Annotated in this window: 16 protein-coding genes and 1 pseudogene; 15 read left to right on the top strand and 2 right to left on the bottom strand. The window is 38.0% G+C overall.

Features of this window, described 5'->3' with window-relative positions:
• Positions 1 to 64 precede the first annotated feature (64 nt).
• The 14 genes from LCY76_RS19625 (at position 65) to LCY76_RS19560 (ending at position 22,392) form a co-directional block, all read left to right on the top strand.
• A complete protein-coding gene (locus LCY76_RS19625; protein WP_248254031.1) occupies positions 65 to 4,168 on the top strand; it encodes an amino acid adenylation domain-containing protein in 4,104 nt (1,367 codons plus the stop codon).
• Positions 4,169 to 4,277: 109 nt separating this feature from the next.
• Positions 4,278 to 6,227, top strand: coding sequence for a condensation domain-containing protein (locus LCY76_RS19620; RefSeq protein ID WP_248254030.1), 1,950 nt, complete (start codon positions 4,278 to 4,280; stop codon positions 6,225 to 6,227).
• Entirely contained in the window at positions 6,224 to 6,940 is a 717-nt protein-coding gene (locus tag LCY76_RS19615; RefSeq protein WP_248254029.1) for a thioesterase II family protein, read from the top strand. Before LCY76_RS19620 ends, LCY76_RS19615 begins: the two co-directional genes overlap by 4 nt.
• 69 nt (positions 6,941 to 7,009) lie before the next feature.
• Positions 7,010 to 7,582, top strand: coding sequence for a phosphopantetheine-binding protein (locus LCY76_RS19610; RefSeq protein ID WP_248254028.1), 573 nt, complete (start codon positions 7,010 to 7,012; stop codon positions 7,580 to 7,582).
• A 75-nt stretch (positions 7,583 to 7,657) separates the two neighbouring features.
• A complete protein-coding gene (locus LCY76_RS19605; RefSeq protein ID WP_248254027.1) occupies positions 7,658 to 10,933 on the top strand; it encodes a non-ribosomal peptide synthetase in 3,276 nt (1,091 codons plus the stop codon).
• A 63-nt stretch (positions 10,934 to 10,996) separates the two neighbouring features.
• Positions 10,997 to 12,112, top strand: coding sequence for a winged helix DNA-binding domain-containing protein (locus tag LCY76_RS19600; protein WP_248254026.1), 1,116 nt, complete (start codon positions 10,997 to 10,999; stop codon positions 12,110 to 12,112).
• A 40-nt stretch (positions 12,113 to 12,152) separates the two neighbouring features.
• A complete protein-coding gene (locus tag LCY76_RS19595; protein WP_248254025.1) occupies positions 12,153 to 13,379 on the top strand; it encodes an aminotransferase class V-fold PLP-dependent enzyme in 1,227 nt (408 codons plus the stop codon).
• Positions 13,380 to 13,391: 12 nt separating this feature from the next.
• Positions 13,392 to 15,746, top strand: coding sequence for an amino acid adenylation domain-containing protein (locus LCY76_RS19590; RefSeq protein ID WP_248254024.1), 2,355 nt, complete (start codon positions 13,392 to 13,394; stop codon positions 15,744 to 15,746).
• Positions 15,747 to 15,951: 205 nt separating this feature from the next.
• Entirely contained in the window at positions 15,952 to 17,259 is a 1,308-nt protein-coding gene (locus tag LCY76_RS19585) for a phenylacetate--CoA ligase family protein (RefSeq protein WP_248254727.1), read from the top strand.
• Between the two features lie 6 nt (positions 17,260 to 17,265).
• The gene (locus LCY76_RS24070) at positions 17,266 to 18,666 is read left to right on the top strand and encodes an anthranilate synthase component I family protein (RefSeq protein WP_248254023.1); all 1,401 of its coding nucleotides are present in this window, start codon (positions 17,266 to 17,268) and stop codon (positions 18,664 to 18,666) included.
• 15 nt (positions 18,667 to 18,681) lie between these two features.
• On the top strand, positions 18,682 to 19,284 hold the full coding sequence (locus LCY76_RS19575) for an anthranilate synthase component II (protein ID WP_248254022.1): 603 nt from the start codon (positions 18,682 to 18,684) through the stop codon (positions 19,282 to 19,284).
• A 156-nt stretch (positions 19,285 to 19,440) separates the two neighbouring features.
• Complete coding sequence (locus tag LCY76_RS19570) at positions 19,441 to 20,181, top strand: SDR family NAD(P)-dependent oxidoreductase (protein WP_248254021.1); 741 nt, start codon at positions 19,441 to 19,443, stop codon at positions 20,179 to 20,181.
• 340 nt (positions 20,182 to 20,521) lie between these two features.
• Positions 20,522 to 21,595 carry a bifunctional 3-deoxy-7-phosphoheptulonate synthase/chorismate mutase gene (locus LCY76_RS19565; protein WP_248254020.1) on the top strand — a complete coding sequence of 358 codons (1,074 nt, stop codon included), beginning with the start codon at positions 20,522 to 20,524 and terminating at the stop codon, positions 21,593 to 21,595.
• Between the two features lie 104 nt (positions 21,596 to 21,699).
• Positions 21,700 to 22,392 (top strand): 4'-phosphopantetheinyl transferase family protein, encoded by a 693-nt coding sequence (locus LCY76_RS19560; protein WP_248254019.1) that lies wholly within the window; start codon positions 21,700 to 21,702, stop codon positions 22,390 to 22,392.
• Between the two features lie 587 nt (positions 22,393 to 22,979).
• Here LCY76_RS19560 and LCY76_RS19555 read toward each other — a convergent pair.
• A pseudogene (locus tag LCY76_RS19555) lies at positions 22,980 to 23,183 on the bottom strand (methyltransferase domain-containing protein); the annotation flags it as partial.
• Positions 23,184 to 23,201: 18 nt separating this feature from the next.
• Between LCY76_RS19555 and LCY76_RS19550 the strand changes: the two are divergent.
• Entirely contained in the window at positions 23,202 to 23,777 is a 576-nt protein-coding gene (locus LCY76_RS19550; protein WP_248254018.1) for a dihydrofolate reductase family protein, read from the top strand.
• An 840-nt stretch (positions 23,778 to 24,617) separates the two neighbouring features.
• Here LCY76_RS19550 and LCY76_RS19545 read toward each other — a convergent pair.
• Entirely contained in the window at positions 24,618 to 26,024 is a 1,407-nt protein-coding gene (locus LCY76_RS19545) for a hypothetical protein (RefSeq protein ID WP_248254017.1), read from the bottom strand.
• Positions 26,025 to 26,155 lie beyond the last annotated feature (131 nt).

The following is a 26,155-nucleotide window of genomic DNA, read 5'->3' as shown; positions in this document are numbered from 1 at the left end:
CATCTGAAAATGTAGCTTAAATTGGAAGATTATATATATTTCTCTTTGAAAGTGGGAACGGTTTATGAGTGAAATATCAGAGCGTATATCAAGATTGCCTGAAGATCGTAAAGCACTTTTCAATTCTTTACTATTGAAGAATAAATTAAACGCAAATCAAATTTCAAAATATCCAAGAGATGAAAATGTTTATATGTCGCATGCGCAACAGCGCTTATGGTTCATTGATGAACTGGACCCGGGTAATCCTGCTTACACGTGTCCTGTGCCAATACGCCTTAAAGGTTGTTTAAACAAAGAAGCGCTAATTAATAGTTTAAATGCAGTTGTCAGAAGACATGAGGTTCTTAGGACAACGTATGATATGCATGATGGAGTGCCCATTCAAATCATCCATGATGATATCCCTTTGGAACTTAAACAATATGATTTATCGAAATTACCATCTTCAGAACAGCAAAAAGCTATTGAAGAGGTGATAGCACAAGATGCTACAACACCATTTAATCTTCGCAAAGGTCCAATTATGCGATCAATACTTATTTGTCTGAATTCAGAGGAACATGTTTTAATTGTAGACATTCATCATATCGCTAATGATCATTGGTCAATTGGAATTCTTTTTCGTGAACTCGCTGCTGTATATAATGCAGGTTTAGGAGAAGAAAGTCACACTCTACCAGAGTTACCGATTCAATATGCCGACTACTCACTATGGCAGCATGAGCGTCTCAAAGGTCCTGTAGGTGTAAATCTTCTTAATTTTTGGAAGGATAAATTAGAAAATTTACAAGTTATCAATCTTCCAACAGATCATCCACGACCTCCGACCATATCACATAAAGGGGCGCAGGTACATTTTAATTTAAGAAAAGAGTTAGTAACTGCTTTACAAGAACTAGCTAAGGAGGAGCGAGCATCACTATATATGGTAATGCTCGCTGCTTTTAAAGTAGTATTAGCACGTTATACGGGTCAGACTGATATATCGCTTGGGTGCTCAATTACTGGACGTGATCGATCAGAACTCCAAGGTTTAATTGGTTTTTTTGTTAACACAATAATTCTACGTACTCAATTTGATGATGATCCAAGTTTTCAAGAATTGTTACAACTAGTTCGTACTAACTCATTAGAGGCATATGCAAATTCGGAATATCCATTCGACTTACTTGTACAGGCGCTGAACCCACATCGATCGGCTGATCGTAATCCCTTGGCTTCCGTGATGTTCATGTTAGACGAGACACCTTCGGAAGTTGCCGAATTCAATGGATTGGATGCTACTTGGTTGGATCCAAGTTTTATCACAACAAAGTTCGATATATTGTTGAGTGCTCGACCGACTGAAGAGGGTGTGTATGGACATATACAATACAGTACGGATTTATTTGAGGCAGATACTATTGAGCGCCTAATTGAGCATTATCTGAATGTTCTCGAAGAGGTTGCTAAGAATTCAATGGTATGTCTTTCTAAACTACCGTTATTGAGTGCCAAGGAAAGAGACACCATTTTAGTAGAATGGAACGACACAGCTTTAGATCTTTCCTCCAATACAACGCTACATGAGACGTTTAGACATAGAGTAGAAAAACAGAGCGATGCTACTGCAATTATATCTGGCAATCAGACTCTTTGTTATGGTGACCTTAACAGGGCCGCTGAAAGATTATCGTCGTATCTTCGCACCGTATGCACCAAGCCAGAAGAAGTAATTGCAATCTCAATAGAACGCTCACCAGAATTTGTCATAGCGGTTCTTGCCATACTTAAATCCGGATGTGCATATGTACCCCTTGATCCGTCACATCACACTGATACTCATCTTATTAATACAATGCAACAGGTTGGCGCTCGGATTCTTATCAGTCGACGTAAGAATGAGGCCGAATCAATACATAACGAATCTTTACAGATGGTATACGTAGATGATTTTACTCAGAACAATTTCGCTTTAAATCAAAAAGTTGGGAATTCACAATTAAATAATAAGCAAAATAATGCTAGTAGTTGCGAGTCGCTTGCATACGTTATTTGTAGCTCCGGATCTACCGGAAAACCTAAAGCAATTGCAATTAGACATCAAGGTGCTCTAAATAATCTTCTGGATATAAATCAAAGATTTGCAGTGAGTAAAGAAGATCGGATACTTTTTCTTTCATCACCTAGCTTTGATATGTCTGTCTATGAAACGATGGGAATGCTAATCGCGGGAGGAACGTTAGTGATCCCAGATTCTGATTCCTTGAGAGAACCTACACATTGGTTAGATTTGATGCGTAAAAATGAAGTCACAATCTGGAACTCAGCACCCGCCTTACTTGAATTACTAGTTGAAGAACTTGAACGGGCTAATGATATATATTTGCCAAATTTACGTTTAGTTTTACTGGGAGGGGACTGGATACCAGTATCAATACCCGAGAGACTACGTAAGTATGCACCTAATGTAAAAGTTATTGCTCTTGGTGGTGCTACAGAATCCTCAATTCACTCAACAATCTATTCGGTTGATAAAATTGAAGAACATTGGACCAGTATTCCATACGGTAAACCAATGGCCAACCAGCATGTCTATGTTCTTGATCGATGGATGCAGCCAACACCTGTAGGGGTTCCAGGCGAGCTATACCTCGGAGGGGTTGGGCTAGCACGTGAATATATTGGTCTGCCAGAACTTACTCAAAAACGCTTTATCAATTATAACTTACGGGGAAATCAACCAGAAAGACTTTTTAGAACAGGTGATCTTGCGCGTTGGCGTAAAGATGGCAATCTTGAACTTATCGGACGTATAGATTTTCAAGCTAAGGTTCATGGGTTACGTGTGGATTTGAGTGATATTGAATCTGCACTAGGTTCTTACAAAGATATCAAAGAAGCTGTTGTAGTTGTAAATTCCAATGATAAACGAGGCTCATCATTGATAGCGTATTATGTGCCCGTAATGGATAGAGATGTCGTAGAGATAAATTTGCGCGAGTATCTCACACAAATTTTACCGATATATATGATACCTTCTTCCTTTAGAGGAATCGATAGTCTTCCAAAAAATCGAAGTGGAAAAGTGGATCGTCTTGCTTTGAAAAAGATTACACCTCAAATAAACGAAGCGACTCTACAAGAGCCAACAGACACACTGGAAGCAAGTATTCTAAATACGTGGAAGCAGATTCTAGGAATTGATGATATAGGAATTGATGATGATTTCTTTGAAATAGGTGGCGATTCATTCTCTGCAATTCGGTTATCTCGAAGCATTGAAGGGGGACTACCTGTTGTAGAATTATTTAAACAGCGCACAGTTCGTATGATAGCGAACTATTTAAGAAGTTCAGTCTCATCTCAAGCTGAGTTACTCTATCGTTTAACACCTGAGTCAGATCATAACATTTCGTTGGTGTGTATTCCTTATGGAGGTGGGAATGTTACTGTCTATCAGTCGTTAGCTGATTCACTTCCATCCCATATAGCACTGTGGTCAGTTGCTTTACCAGGACATGATCCAGGACGACGTGGTGAATCGTATATGTCTTGGGAAGATATAGCTGAGAAATGTTGTCGTGAAATTATAGAGAAGATTGATGGTCCGATAGCAATTTATGGACAATGTTCAGGATCAACCATAGCAGTTTATCTGACGCAATTGTTGGAAAAGCATGGACGTGAGGTTCACACTTTGTATGTAGGTGCTGCTTTACCTGATATTGATCCAGTGGGATCTAGAGAACGCAGTAATTCGACTTCAGAAAACGAGTTGGAGATGTATCTTCAGTCAATTGGTGGATTCGACGGGGCGCTCAATTACGGAGAGACTAAAGAAATTATCGCTGCAGTAAGACATGACATGTTAGAGCATGCAAGGTTTTTCGAGAAAAATTATAAAGAACCATCTATCAAGTTACGTACACCACTTCATTGTGTATTAGGAGAATGTGACGTCATAACAAATAAACAGGAAAATCGTGCTGCGGATTGGAAAGCCTTTGCAACAAATGTTAAGAGTTCAAGGATTTCTAGAGGAAATCACTATTTCGTTAAACATGAAGCCATGCAATTAGCTAGTTTACTAGCGAAAGAACTTTCATTAGATAGAAATAACAGTCGAGGTATAACGAAGTTATGGCGTTTTCTTACTAGAAAGCTTTTTTATAAGGTGAATTAATAGGCATGAAGATAAGTTGAATTTAAGATTGTTTGCTTTTATGTCTCAAGCCAATCCTTTTATAAAATAAAAAGTTGAAATCAGTAAATTAATGGAAGAAGGTATCTACGTGGACAATTTATCAAATATTGATAATTTCATTAAAACACTCGGTCAACTCTCCTCTCAGGAACGATCACAAGTTCTTGCTCGTTTACGAACTGGTAAAGCAACTAGTCATGCAAATTTATCTAAAGAGAAATTAACTCATCAACGTGTAGCGTATACAGAGCCAATAGCATCGTTTTGGCAAGAACAAATGTGGTATTTGGAACAGCTCTCTCCTGATTTACCAACTTACAATGTCCCATTTCGTTTCAATTTAAAAGGGCCGCTTAGTGTGACGGCACTAACTGCATCTCTGAACGAGATTGAAAAGCGACATGAATCGTTGAGAACAACCCTACAGCTGCGTGAAGGGAAGGTAGTTCAGGTCATAGCACCGGTGCGTTCCATGGAACTACCTGTAACGGACTTGAGTAAAGAGAAGGATCCTCAAAACTCAGCTATGGAGTTTGCAAAAAAATTCATGCAAACTACATTGAATCTTGCTGACGGGCCGCTTTATCGCGTACATCTTTTACAGCTTGATGAGGCTGGACTCGACCATGTTTTACTTTGGGTTGGTAGCCATGCAATAGCAGATGGATGGTCGCTAAGTATAATAATTCGCGAGTTAATATCTCTATATGGCTCTTTCTATCGTGATGAGAAAATTGATCTTGACGAACTTCCTATTCAATTTGGTGATTTTGCTATCTGGCAAAGAGAAAATCTTAGTGGTGAGACGTATGAACGGATCTTGAATTATTGGAAAGAGCAACTAGATGGCTGTGAGCCTTTGAGAGTAGAAACAGATTTTACGCGACCAGCTATTCAGAGTATGAGAGGTGACACCTGTCTATTTTCTATTTCGAAACAAACAGCAGATAATATATCAAAGATCAGCAAGCGTTGTGGTGTCACACCATTTACTATATTGCTAGCGGCCTATCAATTATTACTTGTAAGTCGTACAGGTCAAAATGAATGTGTTCTAGGTACTGGAATTACCGGGCGAACCAAATCAGAGGTAGAATCTCTCATTGGTTCTTTCGTAAATATCATCGTGATTCGTACGAAAATGTCTGGAGATCCGACATTTATTGAGTTGGTGGAACGAGTACGTCACGTGACACTAGAAGCTATTGCACATCAGGATCTCCCGTTTGGTAAATTAATTCAAGAGCTTGCACCAGAACGTGATCATAGACGACCGCCATTGTGCCAAACCATGTTTATTTATGGTAGCACCCCTCTACTAGATAATGATATTAAATTGACTTCTGATCTTGATATAAGCTGGGATGGGGTCTCAACACCAACCGTGAAATTCGACTTTGAACTAGCTATTGACGAACAACCTGATGGTCTCTTTGGGAGATTTGACTATTGTACTGATCTCTTTCGAAGGGAAACTGCAGAAGCTTTATCTCATGATTATGTGCAGATTGTCGAAGCCATAGCTCAGCAACCTGAATTACGCTTATCTGCTCTTTGCCCGACGATGTATAAACAGCCAATTAGAGAAAGTAAAACGGTAAGCGAAAGTGCAATTATAAGTCAATCAGAATTACTAACGAGTGCTTCTTCCAAATCAGAAATGTCTACTACTGAACTTACGATTGCCAAAGCATGGTCAAATGAACTCGGTATCAATCAAATAGAAAGAACGGACGACTTCTTTGCTGTTGGTGGCCACTCTGTTATGGCTGCACAGATGGTAATGCAATTTCGTGAACAATTTGGTATTGATTTGACATTACAGAATTTTCTAGAAAATACAACCGTTTATTCTCTTGCCAATGTAATTGATCAATTGACAAATAACACACTAAATCAAGATCATGCACTATCTCTGCTAGATCGTATCGAACAATTGACCGAAGCTGAAGTTTTAGAGCTGATTGAGCAGCAAGAAAAGTCTCATAGTATCGAAGATAATAGCGAATCACAAGAATTGGTGGACGTGAAATTATGACACAATCATCAAGGTGGTTACTTCGAGAACTCAATCCCGATGCGAAAGCAAGATTATTTTGTTTACCATTTGCCGGGATTGGCGCCTCGGCATATCGTCTCTGGCCAACAGCATCTGAAAAATTTGAGATATGTCCAGTGCAACTTCCTGGACGAGAGAATAGATCTGCTGATTTACAATACAGTGAAATAGAAAGTCTATCAAACGATTTGCTTAACGAACTTCTCCCATATCTTGATCGACCATATGTCATATTTGGGCATTGCATGGGAGCGTTAATAGCATATGATCTCATTTTAAAGATTATGGAACGAAACGTTCGTATGCCTGATCACTTTTACGTTTCTGCATCACGAGCACCTCATTCGAGCCATCGAGGACCCGTACATTTGGATTTGTCGGATGATGAATTAGCGAGCAACTTGCTTAGTAATACTTCAGAGTTGAGTGACCCTAAACTATTATCGATACTAATGCCACACGCTATCCAGCTTCTTCGTAAAGATCTCGCAATGTGTGATAGCTATCAACCTCCGGTGCGTAAAATATCCTGTCCAATCACAACATTTGCATGGAGTGATGATCAGGGCATGCCTTTTGATGAACTACTGGGCTGGCGAGGTTATAGTGACGTAACAGAGTATCTTATAGATGGAGATCACTTCTCAGTACAGAAATCAGCGAACACCCTAATGCCAATTATTAATGCTTAATAGACTAGACAAACAATCAGGGCGGACTAAACATAATCATAAAAAATAAAAGAGACTATGGAGAATAACATGAACGACGAGATCGAAGAGATTATAGAAAAGGAAGAAGCATTGCAGTACCAACATATAGTATCTTCATTTGAAGCTTTAGATGATGTGAATGAAGTCAAAGTGTTTCAGGTTGGGAAAGGTTCAAGTGAACGATTGATCGCTTTACTTGTTCCTGCAAGTGATACCATGGCCTTTTCCTTGTTACGACGTAAACTGCGTGAGACATCACCGAGTGTACCAATTCCTGAGGAGTTAATTATAGTCGATTCGATTGATAAAAATAACACCCCAAGTGAATTGTTAGATATTTATGACAAATTGTTCAAACAGAAATCTGTCTACGTTAAGGCAAGCAATTCTATTGAGGAGTACCTCGTGAGGCTATGGGGAGAGTTTCTACCAGTGGGAAGAATAAGTGTTGAAGATGATTTTTACGCATTAGGAGGACACTCACTCCTTCTAGCCCAAATGCACTATGCGATTGAACGCGATCTAGGAGTATACATGGATTTTGAACTTATGCTGGGGACAAGCGTACTATCAGAGTTGGCACTAAATATAGCACAAATGAAGAAAGAAACTATTCTCTGATTCACTAACTTAGTCAGTAAACAGTTGTCCAATTTAAATCTAAAAGTCCTGAAATTAAAAAGGAGATAAACGCTCATGAATACTGAAATATTAAAGCACGATGAAGAAAATCGATACGAGCCATTTCGACTTAGTGATATGCAGCAAGCTTTACTAATAGGGCGCGGCAATGCGGTGGAGTTTGGTGATGTTGGTTGTCATGCGTACTGTGAGCACGAATCGAATGATTTAAATCTTGAAGCATACAAGAATGCATGGTTAAAACTCATCGAAAGACATGACATGTTAAGAGCGGTATTTCACTCACATGATGAAACACAGCAGGTTCTTCGAGAGGTTCCGCCTTTTGAGGTACAAGTTGTTGATCTAAGAGAGGAATCAGATGATAAAGTAGAAGAAATTTTAAGCGAAATCCGGGAACGTATGTCTCATCAAGTTTTGCCTGCTGACAAATGGCCGTTATTAGAGGTAGTTGTAGCTAAACTAAAAGATAATTATTATCGATTGTTCACCAGCATTGATTTACTGATTATGGATGCCTGGAGTTACTTTCAAATTATTCTGCCAGATTTGATAGAGGTTTACAATAACCCTGATCACGTATTTCCTGCACTAGAGGTTACTTTTAGAGACTATATAACCAAAGTTGAGTCAGAACTTGAAGATACAGAAGAGTATCAGTTGGCAAAACAATACTGGATGGAACGCCTACCTAATCTGCCACCAGCTGCTTCTCTCCCGCAAATATCAGCAATTGATCCAAATACTGAGATCAAGTTCAATTCACGTGAATATGTAGTTAAAGAGAAAGAGTGGTCTGAAATTAAGGCTCAAGGGCGACGTCGCGGAGTAACGCCATCGATAATAATGGTTTCTGCCTTTGCTGAAGTAATAAGGAAATGGAGCGGGAATGACGCCTTCACCATCAATTTCCCTATATATGACAGAAAACCAGTCCATCCTCAGATCAATAATGTACTTGGAGACTTTACAAATAATCTGTTAGTATCTATCGAAAAAAGTGATGGCAATTTTACTGACCGTGCTAAGTCGATACAAAGACAAGTAATTAGAGATTTAGAACATCGTCAATTTAGTGGTGTCCGCGTTTTGCGTGAGTTAATGCGTTTACAGAAGGGTGTAGGTGCATTAGCGCCGATTGTCGTTACAAGCTTATTGGGGAACCCGACACGACATGAAATGACAAGCTTTGGCCGTGAAGTACATGCTATCACTCAGACGCCACAAGTACTATTGGACTTTCAAATATCTGAATTTGAAGGCGAGCTTCGATTCAATTGGGATTCTTTAGATGCTCACTTTCCAGAAGGTATGCTTGATGATATGTTCGAGGTTTATTGCAACATTTTACGTCAACTTGAGCATGATGAGAACTGGGGTAAAGAAAGCTTCGAGATGCTACCTCAATGGCAGATCGAACAACATGATGTAATCAACGCAACAGATGGGGACGTACCCGACCTTATGCTTCATGAAATGATGATGCAAGTTGCACAAAATGAGCCAAACAAAATGGCCGTGATTTCAAGTTCTAGCACACTTACATATTCTGAGCTAAGTTGTCGTGCAAATCAGATTGGTCGAAAGATTCGAGAGAACGGTGCTCAGCCAAATGAGTTGGTAGCAATAGTAATGGACAAAGGGTGGGAGCAGTATGCTGCAGTTTACGGAGTACTCGTTGCTGGTTCAGCTTATCTGCCTATCGATCCGAGTATGCCGCAAGAGCGACTAGATTTCATGCTGAAGGAAGGGGAAGTGTCAATAATACTTACCCAGTCAGAAGTAAATCAGCGACTACAGTGGCCAGAAGGATTGCAACGATTCTGTGTGGACTGCGATTTTGATGAAGTTGATTCTAGTCCTTTAGAGAGTATTCAAACATCTGATGATCTGGCATATGTTATCTACACATCAGGATCTACTGGAAAGCCTAAGGGCACAATGGTTGCACATCGCGGTGTGGTTAATATGCTGTTTGATATTAAGCAACGATGTAACCTCAGTCAAGGAGATCGGGCATTCGCAATTTCATCTCTACAACATGATGCTTCTGTCTTTGACGTGTTTGCAATAGGATGTGGCATAGGTAACGTTGTACCTGACCCTACACCGAACCCAGAACCAGCGCATTGGGTGGAAATGATCCGTGCACATGATGTATCGTTTTGGAATTCGGTTCCGGCATTCATGGACATTTTGTTATCATATGTTGAAGGTAAGCATGAGCTTCAACTGAAAAGTCTTCGAGAGGTTATTCTGTCAGGAGATTTTATCCCTATTACAATGCCTAATCGTTTACGTAATATCGCTCCTGAAGTGAATATTCTAAGCGCAGGAGGTCCGACTGAAACCATCGTATGGTCTATTAGTTACCCAATTGAGGATGTCGATCCGAACTGGGTTAGTATTCCTTATGGATGTCCAACAACAAATCATAAATATTTCATATTGGATAAGCATCTTTCAGATCAGCCGGTATGGGTTCCAGGTGAGATGTATGATGGTAGTGAAATAGGTCTTGCTAAGGGATTTTGGCGTAATGAGGCTTTGACTAATCAACGCTTTATCAAACATCCAAAAACTGGCCAACGAATGTATGCTACAGGTGATATGGGCCGGTATCTGCCTGATGGAAATATTGAGATTCTTGGTCGTAATGATTTTCAAGTACAAATAAACGGGCATCGAATTGAGTTAGGCGAGATAGAGGCAAGCCTTAAAATGCAGGAAGGAGTCCGTTCAGCTGTAGCTGTTGTTGTCGAAGGAGAAACTGAACATAAATGGATTGTAGCATTTGTAGAGGCAAGACCTGAAGACAAGCACTTACTTGACCCAAGTTTAATTAAAGAAGTTTTCGAAAAGAAATTACCAAATTATATGATCCCGTCACACATTGAGATTCTTGAAAAACTACCACTCAGCGAGAATGGTAAAATTGATCGGTTACAATTAACTAAGATGGCGAAAGAATATACTACTGGTGACTTTTTAATCGAATATGTTACTCCACGAACGGAATTAGAGGCTATTGTTGCTTCGTTAATGGGCGATGTGCTCAATCTAGAACGAGTCGGCGTGTTGGACAATTTTTTCGATTTGGGTGGCGATTCAATAAGTGCAACTCGATTGAATAATCGAATCGAGGAGATGCTCGGCATAAGTATGCCTTTATCAACGCTGTTTAATAATCCAACCGTTGAAAAAATTTGTTCTTATATAAACCAAGGGGACGATAGCGAAACAATTAACGTTCTTACTGAAATGTTTTCTCAAATAGGAATTAGTGAACTTAACTCTGTTGTTGAAGATCTGAGAAAAGAGAGAGTTTAGTTCGTATTTTGTTAAAAAAGTTTTTGAAATACTAAATAGGGACATACGAAAGGAATATTTATCTTGCAGACAATTGAGCTTTCAGTACAGGAAATACGGAATCTAAGATTATGTGCTCAACAACTATCAGTTGATACTGAGACACAAAACATAAGTATTGAAAAAATTTTACAAACGAATTGTGGTGTTCAAGCACAATATCCATCTGACGCAGCACTCGCTCTTCATGTGCGCATGAACAATCTAACCTCAAAGGATTTAAAACAGATATTGATTGATGAGAGAACTATTGTTCGTACATGGTGCATGCGTGGAACACTACATTTTCTTGCAGCAGAGGATTTTCACTGGCTCATTGGTCTACATGGAGAAGTATTTATTCAGAAAAGCAAACGTCGGTATGAACAATTAGGAATAGATGAGAAATTATATGAAAAATGCATCGACAAACTATACTTGCTATTTTCACAAAGTGAGTCATTAACACGTGACGAAGTAAAAGATTATCTCATGACGCAAGGTATCAAGCTTGAGGGGCAAGCACCGTATCATCTTTTGAGACGTGCTGCCCTCAATGGTTTGATATGCTTCGGACCAGATCGCAAGAGTGAACCAACGTACGTGCTAGTAGAGAACTGGCTAAAAATCAAACCTCAACATTTATCCAAAGAAGAAGCATTACATACACTTGTAAGACGCTATCTTGAAGCATATGGGCCTGCAACTTTAGCAGACTTGGCGAATTGGTCAGGGCTGCCATTGAAAACAATACGTCAAGGTTGGAAAAGCGTATCTAACGAGATGATTGAAGTAAAAAATGGTGAACACCGTTTGTATATGCTTGAAGAGCAATTTTTATCTAACAAATCCAAAATAATAGATTCGTCTGTACTTCTCGTACCAGCATATGATACCTATCTTTTAGGCTATCAAAATCGTGAGTTGATTCTGTCACCAAATGCAGAAAAAGATGTTTATCGTGGTGGAGGACTATTGAGACCAGCAATTGTAATTAACGGATATATTGTTGGTTCATGGGAGATAAAGCATTATCAGCGACGTATAGAGGTAAGAATAAATGCATTACCGGAAATCGTAGAACCAGTTCAAAAGGAAATCAACCTAGAAGTACAGAGGGTGGGTACATTTTTTGGTATGCCTGCAGAACTAATACTATGATTTAGAAAATGATTTTTTCATCCTAAAAAAGGAGGACAAAATGACATCTGAAAAATTAATATCGCCTTACAGAGAAGTCGATTATTCTCCTAAAGCGTGGTTCGGTGGTATTACAGCAGAAATGTTGCCTGTGAAAGAACAAAAAAAATCACTAGACTTTTGGAAACTTGCAGTCGCACCCCAACAAGGGGAAATTGCTAATAGTGCCAATAAACTTATGCGTAAATATGCACAGTATGTACCCGGAAGCGATGAATGTAGCAGTTTTCTGATATCACTCGTTATGGAATGTCGTGAACGAATTCGCAACACTCTTATCTCATCTGCTTATCGTGACCATTGTGATATTGAATTTGTGCCAAGCATGTGTAGAGGTTTAGAAGTAGCATTGTGCAGAATTAAAGGGTTATCACGTATCATCTTATCACCGTTTGAGCATCCTTCTGTGCTTTCGCTTGCTAGATGGCTAGGAAACATTATAAATGCTGATGTCTGTCAGTTACATTTTGAGGCGAAGGATTACCATCTATCGCCTATAGATCAGGAAACAAAAATGATCAAAATGATTCAAGACGAAGTGGACAGCAGTTGTGGACCGACGGCACTCATTCTAAGTGTGGTCAACTATTCCACTGGACTAGTTAATCGGACGACGGAAATTATGAATCATTTACAAAAGGTAAATGATTCAACTTTACATATCATACTAGACGGTGCACATGCAGCAGGTAACTACATTTCCTCGGTAGATATAGATAAATGTTGGGCTTATGTAATAAGTGTTCACAAGTGGCTTCTTTCACCAGAGCCATGTGGAGTCATTATTACTCCACGACCGGTGAAGGAGGATGAGATCCCCTATGATGCATGGAGTCATTCATTTCCAGCAACAACTACCAACGTGCGCGTTTTTACCAGTCTTGCAAGTAGTCTAAGAGCTATAGACAGAGTTGGCTTAGAAAACTGGCGTGCACATTCTATACGCTTACGTGATTACTTTATTCGACGTATGCACTCGCGTTTGTCTGTAATTGGAAGTAATAATGGTACGGAAATGACTTCATTCATAGCTGTGCGTCCTAAATCGGGGCATTTTTGGAAATGGCCGATTAAAGACTTGAGTAAGTATTTAGAAGAGCAATCAGTGTATATATTGATGTTATCTATTGATCAGGATACACCGTGGTTGCGAATTGCATTTCCATACACTCAAAACATTGAACAAGTGAATGAACTTTGTAATATTTTGGACTATGCTATGGAATAGGAGACAATCTTTATGAAGATCAATAACAACGACTTTTTTTCTATTGAGCATCTACCAGTAGATACAGACAATGTATATCCACTTTCAAGTGTACAAGCATTTTGGGATGAAAATCGTCATCAAATGACTGAAACTCTAATAATGAGCAATTCAGGGAAGTTGAGTAAACGTAGTGGAGGTAAAATTCAGAAAGAGGAAATAAACATTCCACAGGAAGTTTACAATTCCCTGTCAGATGCGGCACGAAAAAGTGCTACAAATATAGAGACGTTGTTATTTGTTGCACATTGTAAAGTTGTAAGTCTGTTAAGTGGTCAATCAACGATTGCAACTGGTATGGGCATAGAGACACAACGCTCATCCGTTGAACACCAAATAGACATGGGAAATCATGCTCAGTTTTTACCTCTTGCAATTACATTGGGTCCACTAGAGACATGGAATGACATTGCTCTAAGGGTACATGAGAAAATAGGTATGATAAAAGAACTGAAGACGTTAATAACCTCAGATTTGAAAGATATAAATAGGCTTTTCGATGTTAATTTTGCTTACGTTGAACATGATTTTAAAAACGAGTTACTCTCTGAAGATAACGATGAAAGTAATTCGCTTACAGTTAAATTCCATTCGAATTCAACCATATCTTCATTTAATGATATTAAGTGTTTAATTCAATATCGAGATGATCAAATAACCAAAGATCAGGTAATCGCTCTTGGGTATTACTATTCTCGAATACTTGAATCGATTGGTAAAGATTTATTAACTATTCATACAAACTCAAATTGGCTCACTATAAATGATGAAAAATTATTGTCAGAATGGAACAACCTTACGATTAAAGAGTTTCCATTAAAGAATAATCTATTGCAACTCTTTGAGGAACAAGCTCAAAGAACACCTAATCAAATAGCAAGCATTAACAAAAATGAAAGTCTTACTTATCAAGAACTGAATGAACGTAGTAATCAGCTTGCACGGTATTTGCGTAATTTAGGAGTCGGCCCCGAATTTCTCGTCGGCATCTGCATGAAGCGAAGTAATCTTATGTTAATAGGATTATTGGGAATTCTCAAAGCAGGTGGAGGTTATGTGCCTCTTGATCCAAATTACCCGAAAGAGCGTCTTCATCATATGTTGGATGATGCAAACGTCGAGATGATACTAACCGATAACCTACTTAGCGAGCAGTTGTCTTTCGACGGAAGGAAAATAATTAAATTAGATGTTGAGTGGCCAATAATCGCTAGTTTCGAATGCACTAATCTAGAGTGTCAGACAATATCAAGTAATGTTGCATATCTTGTATTTACGTCTGGTTCCACAGGTCTTCCGAAAGCTGCTGTGATTGAACATGGTAGTGTGATCGAGTTAATGTATTGGGCAAAAGATGAATTTGGACTTGAAACACTATCTGGTGTTTTGGCATCATCGTCAATCTGTTTTGACATGTCAATTTTCGAATTATATGTTCCATTAAGCTGGGGTGGCACTGTAATTATAGTAGACGACATTTTGCAAGTTCGTAACACTGAAGGAAGGGAAAAAATCTCACTTTTAAGTACTGTGCCTTCCGCACTCTGTACACTTGCTGAATTAGGTTGGGTTCCTGACAATACGAGAGCAGCGCTTTTAGCGGGAGAGCCTTTATCTCGTCAGGTAACAACGAGAATTTTTAACTCTACAAAGCTAGAAAAAATATGGAATGCCTATGGTTTATCTGAAGATACCACTTATACCACTGTATCGCTGATCAAGAGAGAACTCGAAGGACCTATAACTATAGGAAAACCTATTGCAAATCGTCAACTTTACGTGCTTGATGAATATCAGCGTGAAGTACCGATTGGTGTAATGGGGGAGTTGTATGTCGCAGGAAACGGATTAGCACGTGCTTATATCAACAGACCAGAATTGACAGCAGATCGCTTTCTGCTAAAAATTTTCAATGATAATAAGAAGGTACGAATGTATCGAACAGGCGATCTTGTACGTTACCGTTCAGATGGAACGCTAGAATATATTGCAAGAAAGGACCATCAGATAAAACTGCGGGGGCATCGAATTGAGCTTGGAGAAATTGAAATAACGCTTGGCGCTCACAAAGCTGTTGAGCAGTGTGTAGTAGTGTGTCGCACTGAGGGAGAGGATAAGCGATTAATCGCTTATGTAGTAATCAAAGAAGGCAACATAAATGTTTCTCCACATCAACTTAAAGAGTATCTCAGCGGAAATTTACCAGAGTGGATGATACCAGCTATGATTGTTTGGTTGGAGAAGTTACCAACAACTTCTCACGGAAAACTAGATCGAAAGGCATTACCAGCACCTGAACGTTGCTCATGGCCAGTCGCGACAAACTAAAGGACTTTGGCAAATAGTAGGGGATATGAGAACAGCTCTATTTAATAAATCATCAAAAGTTAATTACGTACTTTGTAGTCATGATTAGAGCTGTTCTAAGCATACTTCTATAAACGGTTTGAAGACATTTCCTACAAATAATTTTTTGAATATTATGAAATAACTTATTAAAGGTATAGAGAGGGGAGCTTGACTATTGAATACAGTGTCTATCAATGATAAATGGTCGAGAAGAATTAATAACTTTTTAGATGGTACCGTAACTCTTGATGAGGTACATACTCAAAACCAAAATTCATTAACTCATATATTAGACTATGTTTCAACTAAATCACCATATTATTCTAGTCAATTAAAAAATGTACAAATATCAAAATCTATCGAACAATTAAGTTTAAAATCTATCCCCTTTACTACAAAAGATGAACTCAGGAAAGTGGGAATGGATATTTGCAGTCTCGGTATGAATGAGATAGGCACTTATTACGAAACTACAGGAACAACAGGTATCCCAACACCTTGTCCTAGAGCACCAATTGACATTAATACAAGTGGCTTGTTCGTGCATAAGGCAATGGCAGATGTTTATCAAGAAACATTTGGCACCACTCAAGCACTCACTGCAATTATGGGACCATCTGAATTATATGCATTTGGGGATACTTATGCTGAGATATGCCGAGATTTGGGAATTCCATATGTAAAACTGTGGCCAGAAAGTCCAAGGGTCGGAATTGAAAAGGCTTCGGAGCTGATTACAAACTTGAAAGTTAAAGCATTAATATGTTCACCTGCTATAGCCTTATCTCTAGCTCGATTGTATGCAGGAAAGGGAATTGATCCGAGAAAAAGTACAGTTAAACAAATTTTTGTTTTAGGTGAATTATGTACACCGGAAATGTTAAGAAATATATCTGAAATTTGGGATGCAGCTTGTACTCATGGATTATATGGCTCACAAGAAATACATGCTTTGGCAACAGGTTGTACAGAGGGGAACCTTCACATATCAGAAACAAATTATATTATTGAGATTGTTCCTATAGAAGGTCTTCAAAAAGATGTTGGTGAACTTTGCATAACTATGCTTGTACCAGGTGCCAAACCTTTAATTAGATTTAGAACTGGTGACCTTGCGTCTATAAATGAAGCTGCGTCATGTAAATGCGGAAGTTGTAGCAGAGTTCTAAAAATATCCGGTCGTGTAGACGACATAGTTACAATAAGTGGGGAAAAGTATCTTCCGGCGGAGATCGAATCACGAATATTGAATAGTTTAAACAAGGTAGAGGGATATAAATTTGATATTACGAAATTAGACTCTGGGGAAGACAGTGTAGTACTGTCTGTCACTACTCAGCAAACAAACATAGATGTCAGTGTTATTGAGAAAAAACTAACTGAGTTGTTTAAGGCAAAGGTAGATTTGAGAATACAGGATAGTTTAGATGCTCAAACGGAAACAGGGGCATACGTATCTTGGAAATTTGCTCGCATAAGGGATTGGAGATAATAAAAAGTGATACAAACTGAAGCAATTAATTGGAGAATTAATGAATACACAGTTTCAGAAGTATTAACTATAGACATACTTCGTAAACAACTATTAACTTTATATCCAAACTCAGCCCTTTTTGAAACAAGCAGTGGGTTTCAAGAAGTTGACGGAGCGGACACTACTTTTATGGTTGACTTGCTTTTTGAGATAACTTTAGTAGACGGAACTTGGAAAATTGAATCAAAAGAGTTTTTCAATATATATAATGACCCTGTAAATGTAATTCTAAATCGAGAAGGTTCAAGCCTATGGGAACGTTTTAGAGAGATAACTAACTTATTAAATTTGCCGGAATCTTTTCCAATAGTCTTTATGCTCTCTTATAGTGCTGCGCGATTTGTCGAAGATATACCAAATATAAAAATTGATCAGGCTGAACCCGAGGTTGTTTTTCGAGTTTACAAAAATGTTGTTTCAGTTGATAAGGAACGTAATTTAGCAACTGTTAAAAGTCTATCTTGCGATGATAGGATAATTGATAAAAGAAAAGAGTTAACGTCATTTATCAAAGAGAATTATATGCAAAAATCAAAAGTAAATTGGGATAAAGGGAAAATGATTGATGTAACAGATAAAGAAAAATTTTTACAAGCTGTCAATCATGCAAAGCAATACATTAAAGATGGAGAAATATATCAAGTACAATTGTGTCGAACTACTTTTTCAAGTGCGGATATTCCTCCATTAGAATTGTATGAACGATTGTCTTTAGTAAATCCTTCCCCGTATATGTATTATATTGAGTTAAATAAACAACATGTCATATCTTCAAGTCCAGAATTAATGATAAGAATTAAAGATAATGTAGCTCAAGTTCGTCCCATTGCAGGTACAATGTCAAGAAATGATATTAGGGATACTCCTTTAAATGAAATTCCTAAGGAATCTGCGGAACATCTCATGCTTGTTGATTTAGCAAGAAATGATTTGGCTCGTTGTGCATTATCAGGTGGCTTAAAGGTCACAAATCTAATGAAACTAGAACCTTATGGAGATATTGATCACTTGGTATCGACTGTGGAGACAAAAATAAAAGAGGGGATTGATATCTGGGATCTAATCTCTTCCAATTTTCCTGCAGGCACTATGACAGGAGCGCCAAAAGTTAGAGCAATGGAGATAATTGCTGAGCTTGAGGATACTCCACGTGGTCTATACAGTGGTTTTGGAGGATACTTTACCTCCAACGGTGAAGGAGTTTTTGCTCTTACAATTAGAACTATTATAGGAAACCCAGGAAACTATAAGTTGTGCGCAGCAGCAGGCATTGTTGCAGATTCAATTCCATCTGCAGAATGGGATGAAGCAGGTATTAAAACAAAATCTTTTGCAAAAGCAATTGATCCCAAAAACAAATTATAAATGGGGTAAATAAATATGAAGGTCTTATTAGTAGATGCTTTTGACAGTTTTGTATACGTGATTGCACACTATTATGAAAAACTTGGTGCTACTACTAGAGTAGTAAGAGTGAATGAAGATCCTCTGGAAAGTTATTATAATTGGGAACCGGATGTTTTAGTTCTTGGTCCAGGTCCAGGCACACCTAGCGATCATGGATATTTGGATATTCTCAGTAAAGTCAAAGATAGCCAAGTAGTTTTTGGTGTGTGTTTAGGATATCAAGCAATAGGAGAATTCTTTGGCTGGGAGCTTGTACATGCCCCAACAATAGAACATGGAAAAAAATCCCGAATAATTCATGATTCTAAAGGTGTTTTTTCAGGGATTCCATCTCCAATTAATGTTGTTCGATATCACTCTTTAGCAATAGAAAACACTTATAATGTGGATGATTTAGTTGTATGTGCTTCTACTACCTGTATAGACAATAAGGAAGTAGTAATGGGCATTAGACATAAAACAAGACCGATAGAAGGTGTTCAATTTCATCCAGAAAGTATTGGAACAGATTTTGGGTTTGAGCTGATTGCCAATTCGTTAAATAAAATCTCAACACTAACACCTGAACTTATCTAATTTAAACTACTACAACTTAAGCAATGGATGGTGGGTCTACTAGCTACATCATCAAGGCCTACCTATCTGTTTTGTCCTCCGAAAATGAGTACAAGCTTTAATTAAAAATAATCATTTCGCATGATAACTAAACCTAATGAGGAGGATAGATTTACTATGCATACCAAAAGAATAGCTGTTGTCACAGGAGCAGCTGAAGGTATAGGTCAAGCAAGTGTCAAAGAACTGCAATCGTGTGGATGCCATGTGGTTCAATTGGATATAAATTTTGACAAAATTGCTTTCAATGATGATCCGAATAAAACATTATTTAAAGTTGACGTTACAAAAGAAGATCAAGTTAAACTAACTTTTAAAGAGATATTTAACCAATTTGGAAGAATAGATATTTTAATTAATGCTGTTGGAGGAACGTTACATTCAAAAAAAATTGAAGAAATTGAAGAACTTGATTGGAATTTACATTTTGATTTAAATCTTAAAAGTGCTTTTTATTGCACAAAATTTGCAGTTCCATATATGAAGCAAGCTAAATGGGGAAGAATCGTCAATATATCAGCAGTAGCTGGAAGAACATCTACGTTTTTTGGTGGTGCTGATTTTGCATCAGTGAAAGCAGCACTAATTGGTTTTACAAGACAATGTGGATTTGAGTTAGCCCCTTATGGAATAACAGTTAATGCTATCGCGCCAGGATTGACGTTGACAAATAGGGTACAAAAAATGTGGGATGATTATTCTGAAGAAGATAAAAACTTTATTATTGAAAGAGTTCCTATTGGTCGACCGTCCACCGTTAATGAGCAATCCAAGGCTATATCATTTTTATGTAGTGATGATGCATCATATGTTTGTGGAGCAGTGCTAGATACAAACGGGGCAATGTTCGTAGGATGATATAAAAAGGTAAAAAGGGCATAAATTACCCTCTTTACTCAGAAATAGCAGGTTAAGCAAAATTTGTATTGGATTTTACTTAACCTGCTATTTTTTATTATCGTAGTGAGAAGTTGTAATCGTTTCGCGCTCACAAAGACTGTGTGATATTGATTAGCATTCTCTTAATATACATTCTAGGCGATACTTTTCCGATTATTGCTTAACTAAATGAAAGTTGGAGTAAAAAGAGGATACTTTTATAAGTTTCATGCTTTATCTCTTTATTCATGATGAAGGTTGAAAGGACCTGCGCAAGACGTTACTATTCAAAAATATTTTACTAGAAAGGGTGTACAGAATGAGCCAGTCAGAATTAGATTTTCTAAGGGAAAAAGTAGATAAAATCAATCTTCAGATTTTAGAGATGATTAATGAGCGGGGAAGATTTGTACAGGGAATTGGAAAAATGAAAGGAAATCAAGGTGTATACCGTTTTGATCCGGTGCGCGAAAGAAAAATGCTTAGTGTGATCAATGAAGCCAATAATGGACCTTTCGAACAATCTACCATCCAGCATATTTTCAAAGAGATATTCAAAGCAGGCCTTGCTCTGCAGGAGGACGAGCACAGCAAGGAACTTCTAGTATCAAGAAAAAAGAAACCAGAAGATACGGTTGTGAATGTAAAAGGAGAGCTGATTGGAAACGGTACACAATCCTTTATCGTAGGACCTTGTGCAGTGGAGAGCTACAATCAGACCGCAAAAGTTGCGGAAGCTGCAAAAAAACAGGGCATTCGTTTGCTTCGCGGAGGTGCTTTTAAACCAAGAACAAGTCCGTATGATTTCCAGGGACTTGGACTAGAAGGTTTAAGAATTCTTAAACAGGTAGCAGATGAATACGATATGGCTGTGATCAGCGAGATTGTCAATCCTGCAGACATTGAGACAGCTGTGCAATACATTGATGTTATTCAAATCGGCGCGCGCAATATGCAGAACTTTGATTTGCTGAAAGCAGCAGGGGCTGTAAAAAAACCCGTCCTTCTCAAGAGAGGTCTTGCCGCAACACTGCAGGAGTTCATGAATGCAGCTGAATACATTATTGCTCAGGGCAATGATCAAATTATTCTATGCGAGAGGGGTATCAGAACATATGAAAAAGCAACACGAAATACGCTTGATATTTCTGCTGTGCCAATTTTGAAGATGGAAACGCATTTGCCAGTTTTCGTTGATGTGACGCATTCCACAGGCCGGCGCGACCTTTTGTTGCCGATAACAAAAGCAGCGCTTGCGATTGGAGCAGACGGCGTAATGGCAGAGGTTCATCCAGATCCGGCTGTTGCTCTCTCTGACTCTGCCCAACAAATGAACATCGATCAATTCAACGAATGGATTAATGCGCTTCGTCCGGCTGCAGTTACAGTGTAATCTGTAGAAGATTTTCCAGTTTATATAATGATTTTTCCACACATGGTAAGCTGTGATGAATCTCTATAGGAGATCTGTTATCTATGAAATATTGGAGGTTCAGCATGATGCAAATATACGCAGTGCCTATTGTTGGTTTTCCAGATAGATACTTCCCCCATTTACTGCCCTTTGTTACTGAGGAGAGAAAGCAAAGACTTTTTACTTTTTCACGACGTGAAGATTGCCTCCGCGGATTGCTCGCCGAGCTGCTAATTAGGAAAATTGCATCCGATACATTCGCCGTTCCTGTAAAAAGCATTTTGTTTGAATTGACTGACTTTGGAAAACCTTCTTTAAAAACTCCATTAAATAAATTGCACTATAATATCTCACATTCAGGTAACTGGGTGGTCTGCATAACTGATGAATGTACAGTTGGCATAGATATCGAAAAAAAGAATGCTATTGATTTGCAAATTGCCAGGCAGTTTTTTGCACAAGAAGAATACGACTACATTGAGGGTAATTGGGATGAACAGCAAAAACAAGAACGTTTTTTTGAAGTTTGGACAGCGAAAGAAAGCTACATTAAAGCAATCGGTAAAGGTCTTTCCATCCCATTGAACAGCTTTTCCACTGTTAGGCAGGGAAATGTTGAAGGATTGCGTGTATTTGAGCATGAGAATTGGTATCTCAAGACGTACCTATTAGATAGTGAATACGCGCTAACTGCCTGTTCGCAAAGCAATAAGTTTTGTGAAAGTGTTCAAATCATGCCAATAGATTCATTGGTTTCCTATTTCTTAAATTCTTGATTTAAAGAAATGCAATAATAAGGGTTGACTCCCTATTTTCGGGAATCAACCCTGTTTTTTTAAAAAGTACAAATAGAGTGGGGTTAGATAACTAAATACGGAGAAAATGAATAAAAGAGAATTTAAATTAGAAATTAGAAGGTTAAATAATATAATTATGCAGCAAACAATGGAGTAACGAATCACGATCTTACCCGCCAATGAAGCATTATAGGAGTACTTAGAATGGGTTCAAGGCATTTATTATACGCAAAATTAGACAATAAATAAGAAAGGATTTTGACTTTGGCTAATATGCTAATTCACTTGTTAAAAGACTTACCAATTTTGGCGAAAAAGATTAGACGACGACTAAATCGAATATATAAATAAGATTAAAAGTATGCTGTCCTTATTCAACAAACGTGCAGGATTATGGAATAACGGACACTGGATATCTCTGTTAATTAAAGAAAATTTAAGTTAGAATAGATCTAATATTAAGACATTAAGGTCAGTGGGGTGTGGGTATGATGAAAGGGGTATTTTTGGACGAGACAATTTATGGGTATGAAGATGTTTTAACAATGTTGGATTCTTTGTTGCAAGACTTTCCAATCGTATATGTCTGCTACGCCTAAGTCTCCACCTTGTAGAAAACAGGTGATTGCAAAGAAGCCATTCGGTTTTAAAGCTTTCTTGATTAGACCTATGTAGTTCATTCTACGGTGAGGAGCAATATGGTGAAAGCAACCCAAATCATAAACAACGTCATATGCACCCTCTTCAATATCTAATTCAAAAATATTATGAACAAAGGAGAACTGAAAATGAGAAAGCTCGTTCTATTTCTGCACGCATCGCTTGACGGTTTTGTAGAAGGGCCGAACGGTGAAATGGACATTGGCTGGGTTTCCTACGATGCTGAATTGGAGAAACACGCGAAAGAAATTCTGAGTACTGCCGACACTGTTATTTGGGGACGTGGGACTTATCAGATGATGCACAATTACTGGCCATCTGTGCCTTCGAACCCATCAGCTTCGCAGCATGAACGGGATCATGCCGAATGGATCGAAAAGACATCCAAAATCGTTTTTTCCACGACGCTGGAGAAAGTCGAATGGAACAATTCCAGACTGGTGAAAGAAGATGTCGAGAAAGAGATCAAGAACCTCAAAGAGCAGCCAGGCAAGGATATGGTCATCCTCGGAAGTCCTAGGTTCGCACACTACCTTATGCAGCTTGATTTAATAGATGAGTATAAAATTACGGTTTCGCCCGTCCTGATTGGCAGCGGGTTGCCGTTATTCCAAGGTCTCAAGGAGAAGATCAATCTTAAACTTATCGAAAACAAGACATTTGATTCTGGAGCCATAGGCCTCGTTTACCAGACGGTTAGATGAACTTGTCTCCTAAAGTAGATTACGCTAACCGGATTACGTTAGCACAATAAAAGCAGCGGCAGTCGAGGTCTTTCGAGTTCCTAGTCCGTCACTGCTTTTTTTACGAGTCAGTCTAATTCAGTTTGTCGGGTGATCGTGTCGTTAAGATTGGATCTTCCACAAACGGGTGCGATTGCTGAATAAGTATAAAAAATTGGGATCGATCCAATTTGAAACATATACAAATGTTAAAAGCACTGCAAATTGCAGTGCTTTTTCACTTGCTCATTTATATGTGATTTACGATGTTTTTTAACTTTTTGTACTCCAAAAGAGAACCCGTTATTAAATTAGGTTATCTTTTTTATTTATAAATAAATAGATGATATAGAAAATGTAATATATTTGATGTATTCCTAAATTCCTATTTAAAGTGTTTAGTCGTTTTCAAAAAATAGGTTTTGAGTACATTTAAAATATATTATTTATTGTTTCAATTATTTTAATATATGGTTAATTAAATAATATTGGAGCTAAATATTGTTTGTGAGAATCTATATCGTTATTTAAATATTGTTTCAAAAGAAATAAATTTACATTGAAGTTTAAGTGCGATTAACGAACATTAGAAATGTTTGTTATCAGTTGCAATAATATTAACTTGAGTTGTACTTTGACTAGAAAGGTACATGCATGGAGATGTCTATCTACAAAAAATGATAAATCAAAACAAAAACAAACACCCCCTTCCAAATTAGTTGGAGAGGGGGTGATCTGCGTTCCGAGAAGAAGCCTTGGATAGTCTCCTTAGGGGCTACTCCAGGTCTGGGACTTTAATAAACTTATAATTAGCTGGAACTACTATTCTTTCTTATAAATCTCTTTAAGCTTCGCACTTTCAAGCATGCTGCCTCTAGTTAACGTTACATAAACATATCCTGTAGACTTTCCAAGCTGTTTAACAGTTGCCGTTGTGGAAGTGCCTGTTGCTTTTTTAGTTGCCAGTAATTTGTTTTTACTGCTATAAACCTTAACTACATCATTCTTCTGGATGCCTTTTACATAGATCGTGTCGCTTTTGGTTTTATAATTGGTCACGGTCACGTTGGATCCTTTGAGAGTAGGGGTTACTTGTTTAAGAGCGAATTTGTATTGTGCTGCAGCGTATGAACCCGTTTTCAAGTAGTAAGTACCAGCCGGTAAATAAAACCGGCCCGTTTTGTAGCCTTTAGCATAATCACCCTCTATGGTTTCTAAATAAAATTTTTCATTGCCGTTTGAGTCGGTGATCAGATACTTAAAATAACCTTCTTTAATATTTAGTGCATTGAGTTGCAAATTGGTTCCCTTAGATAAAGTGAACTTAAAAAAGTCAATATCATCAGTAGCCAAATCAGCATTCATGTAACGGTCTAACTTCATTGGTGTTGCGGTTTGTACGTTCTCGTTATCTTCTTTTTCCCAATCGTCAGTATAGGCTGCATCTACTCCGATTTTATAGGTAGGGTTGATGGTGCCATTAAAGGAATTGTTAGGATCACTGACCCTTACATAATATTTGCCTTTGGGTAATCCTACGGAGATAGTTGAGTATCCTGAAGCGTAGGCAGAGTCATCGGTTGTATTATAGAATAAATCAACTTTTTTGCCATTCTTCACATAAAAAAGTTCGAATTTCTGATAGAGATCAGGAGTATTACTGACTTTTATCTTTGTGGAACCATCTTTGACCATTGTAAATGAAAAGAAGTCATCGTCGGAATCACCATCAACAGCAGCAGAGTATAGTTTGTTTAAAACCAATTCATCAGCTTGCGTAACTACATCATTAGATTCTTTTTCCCAATATTCACTGGGGGTAAAGTAAGCACCCATTTTAAATGAAAAGTTGTCCTCATACGGAGAATAGACTTCTATATAATAAGTTCCAGGTGATAGACCAATTTTATGACTCGCAAAATCAGAGGCAAATTGAGAGTCGTCCGTATATGTATAGTCTGTATAATATCCGCCATTCGTGCCGAGGATGGCAAAACGTTTATCTAGACCGTAGTCATTACTAAGCTTTACTTCCAACATCCCATTTGCGGGAACAACTACTTTGTAATAGCTTTTTTCATGTTGGCTAGTAAACTGATAGAGTGTATTGAGGTTAACAGGTGTAGCATCGGTTACTGAATGATTTGCGAAGGCCGTCTTGCCATAAAAACTAAAAACACTGAGAACCAATACAAGTGCTAAAAACATCATCGGAATTTTCTTATTCATTGAAGAGCTCCCTTTTTATGAATTTTTTTCCATTATAATTATAAAACCCCCTAGAGGAATTAACAACTAAAATCCTACGACCTTTTTCCTATTAAACTGACTTTTATAAAATAGAAGAAAAAAATAAAAGA

This window comes from Fictibacillus marinisediminis (genome assembly GCF_023149135.1).
Taxonomy (GTDB): domain Bacteria; phylum Bacillota; class Bacilli; order Bacillales; family Fictibacillaceae; genus Fictibacillus_C; species Fictibacillus_C marinisediminis.
The sequence above is the reverse complement of the archived record's forward strand: the minus strand, read 5'-3'. Positions and strand labels throughout refer to the sequence as shown.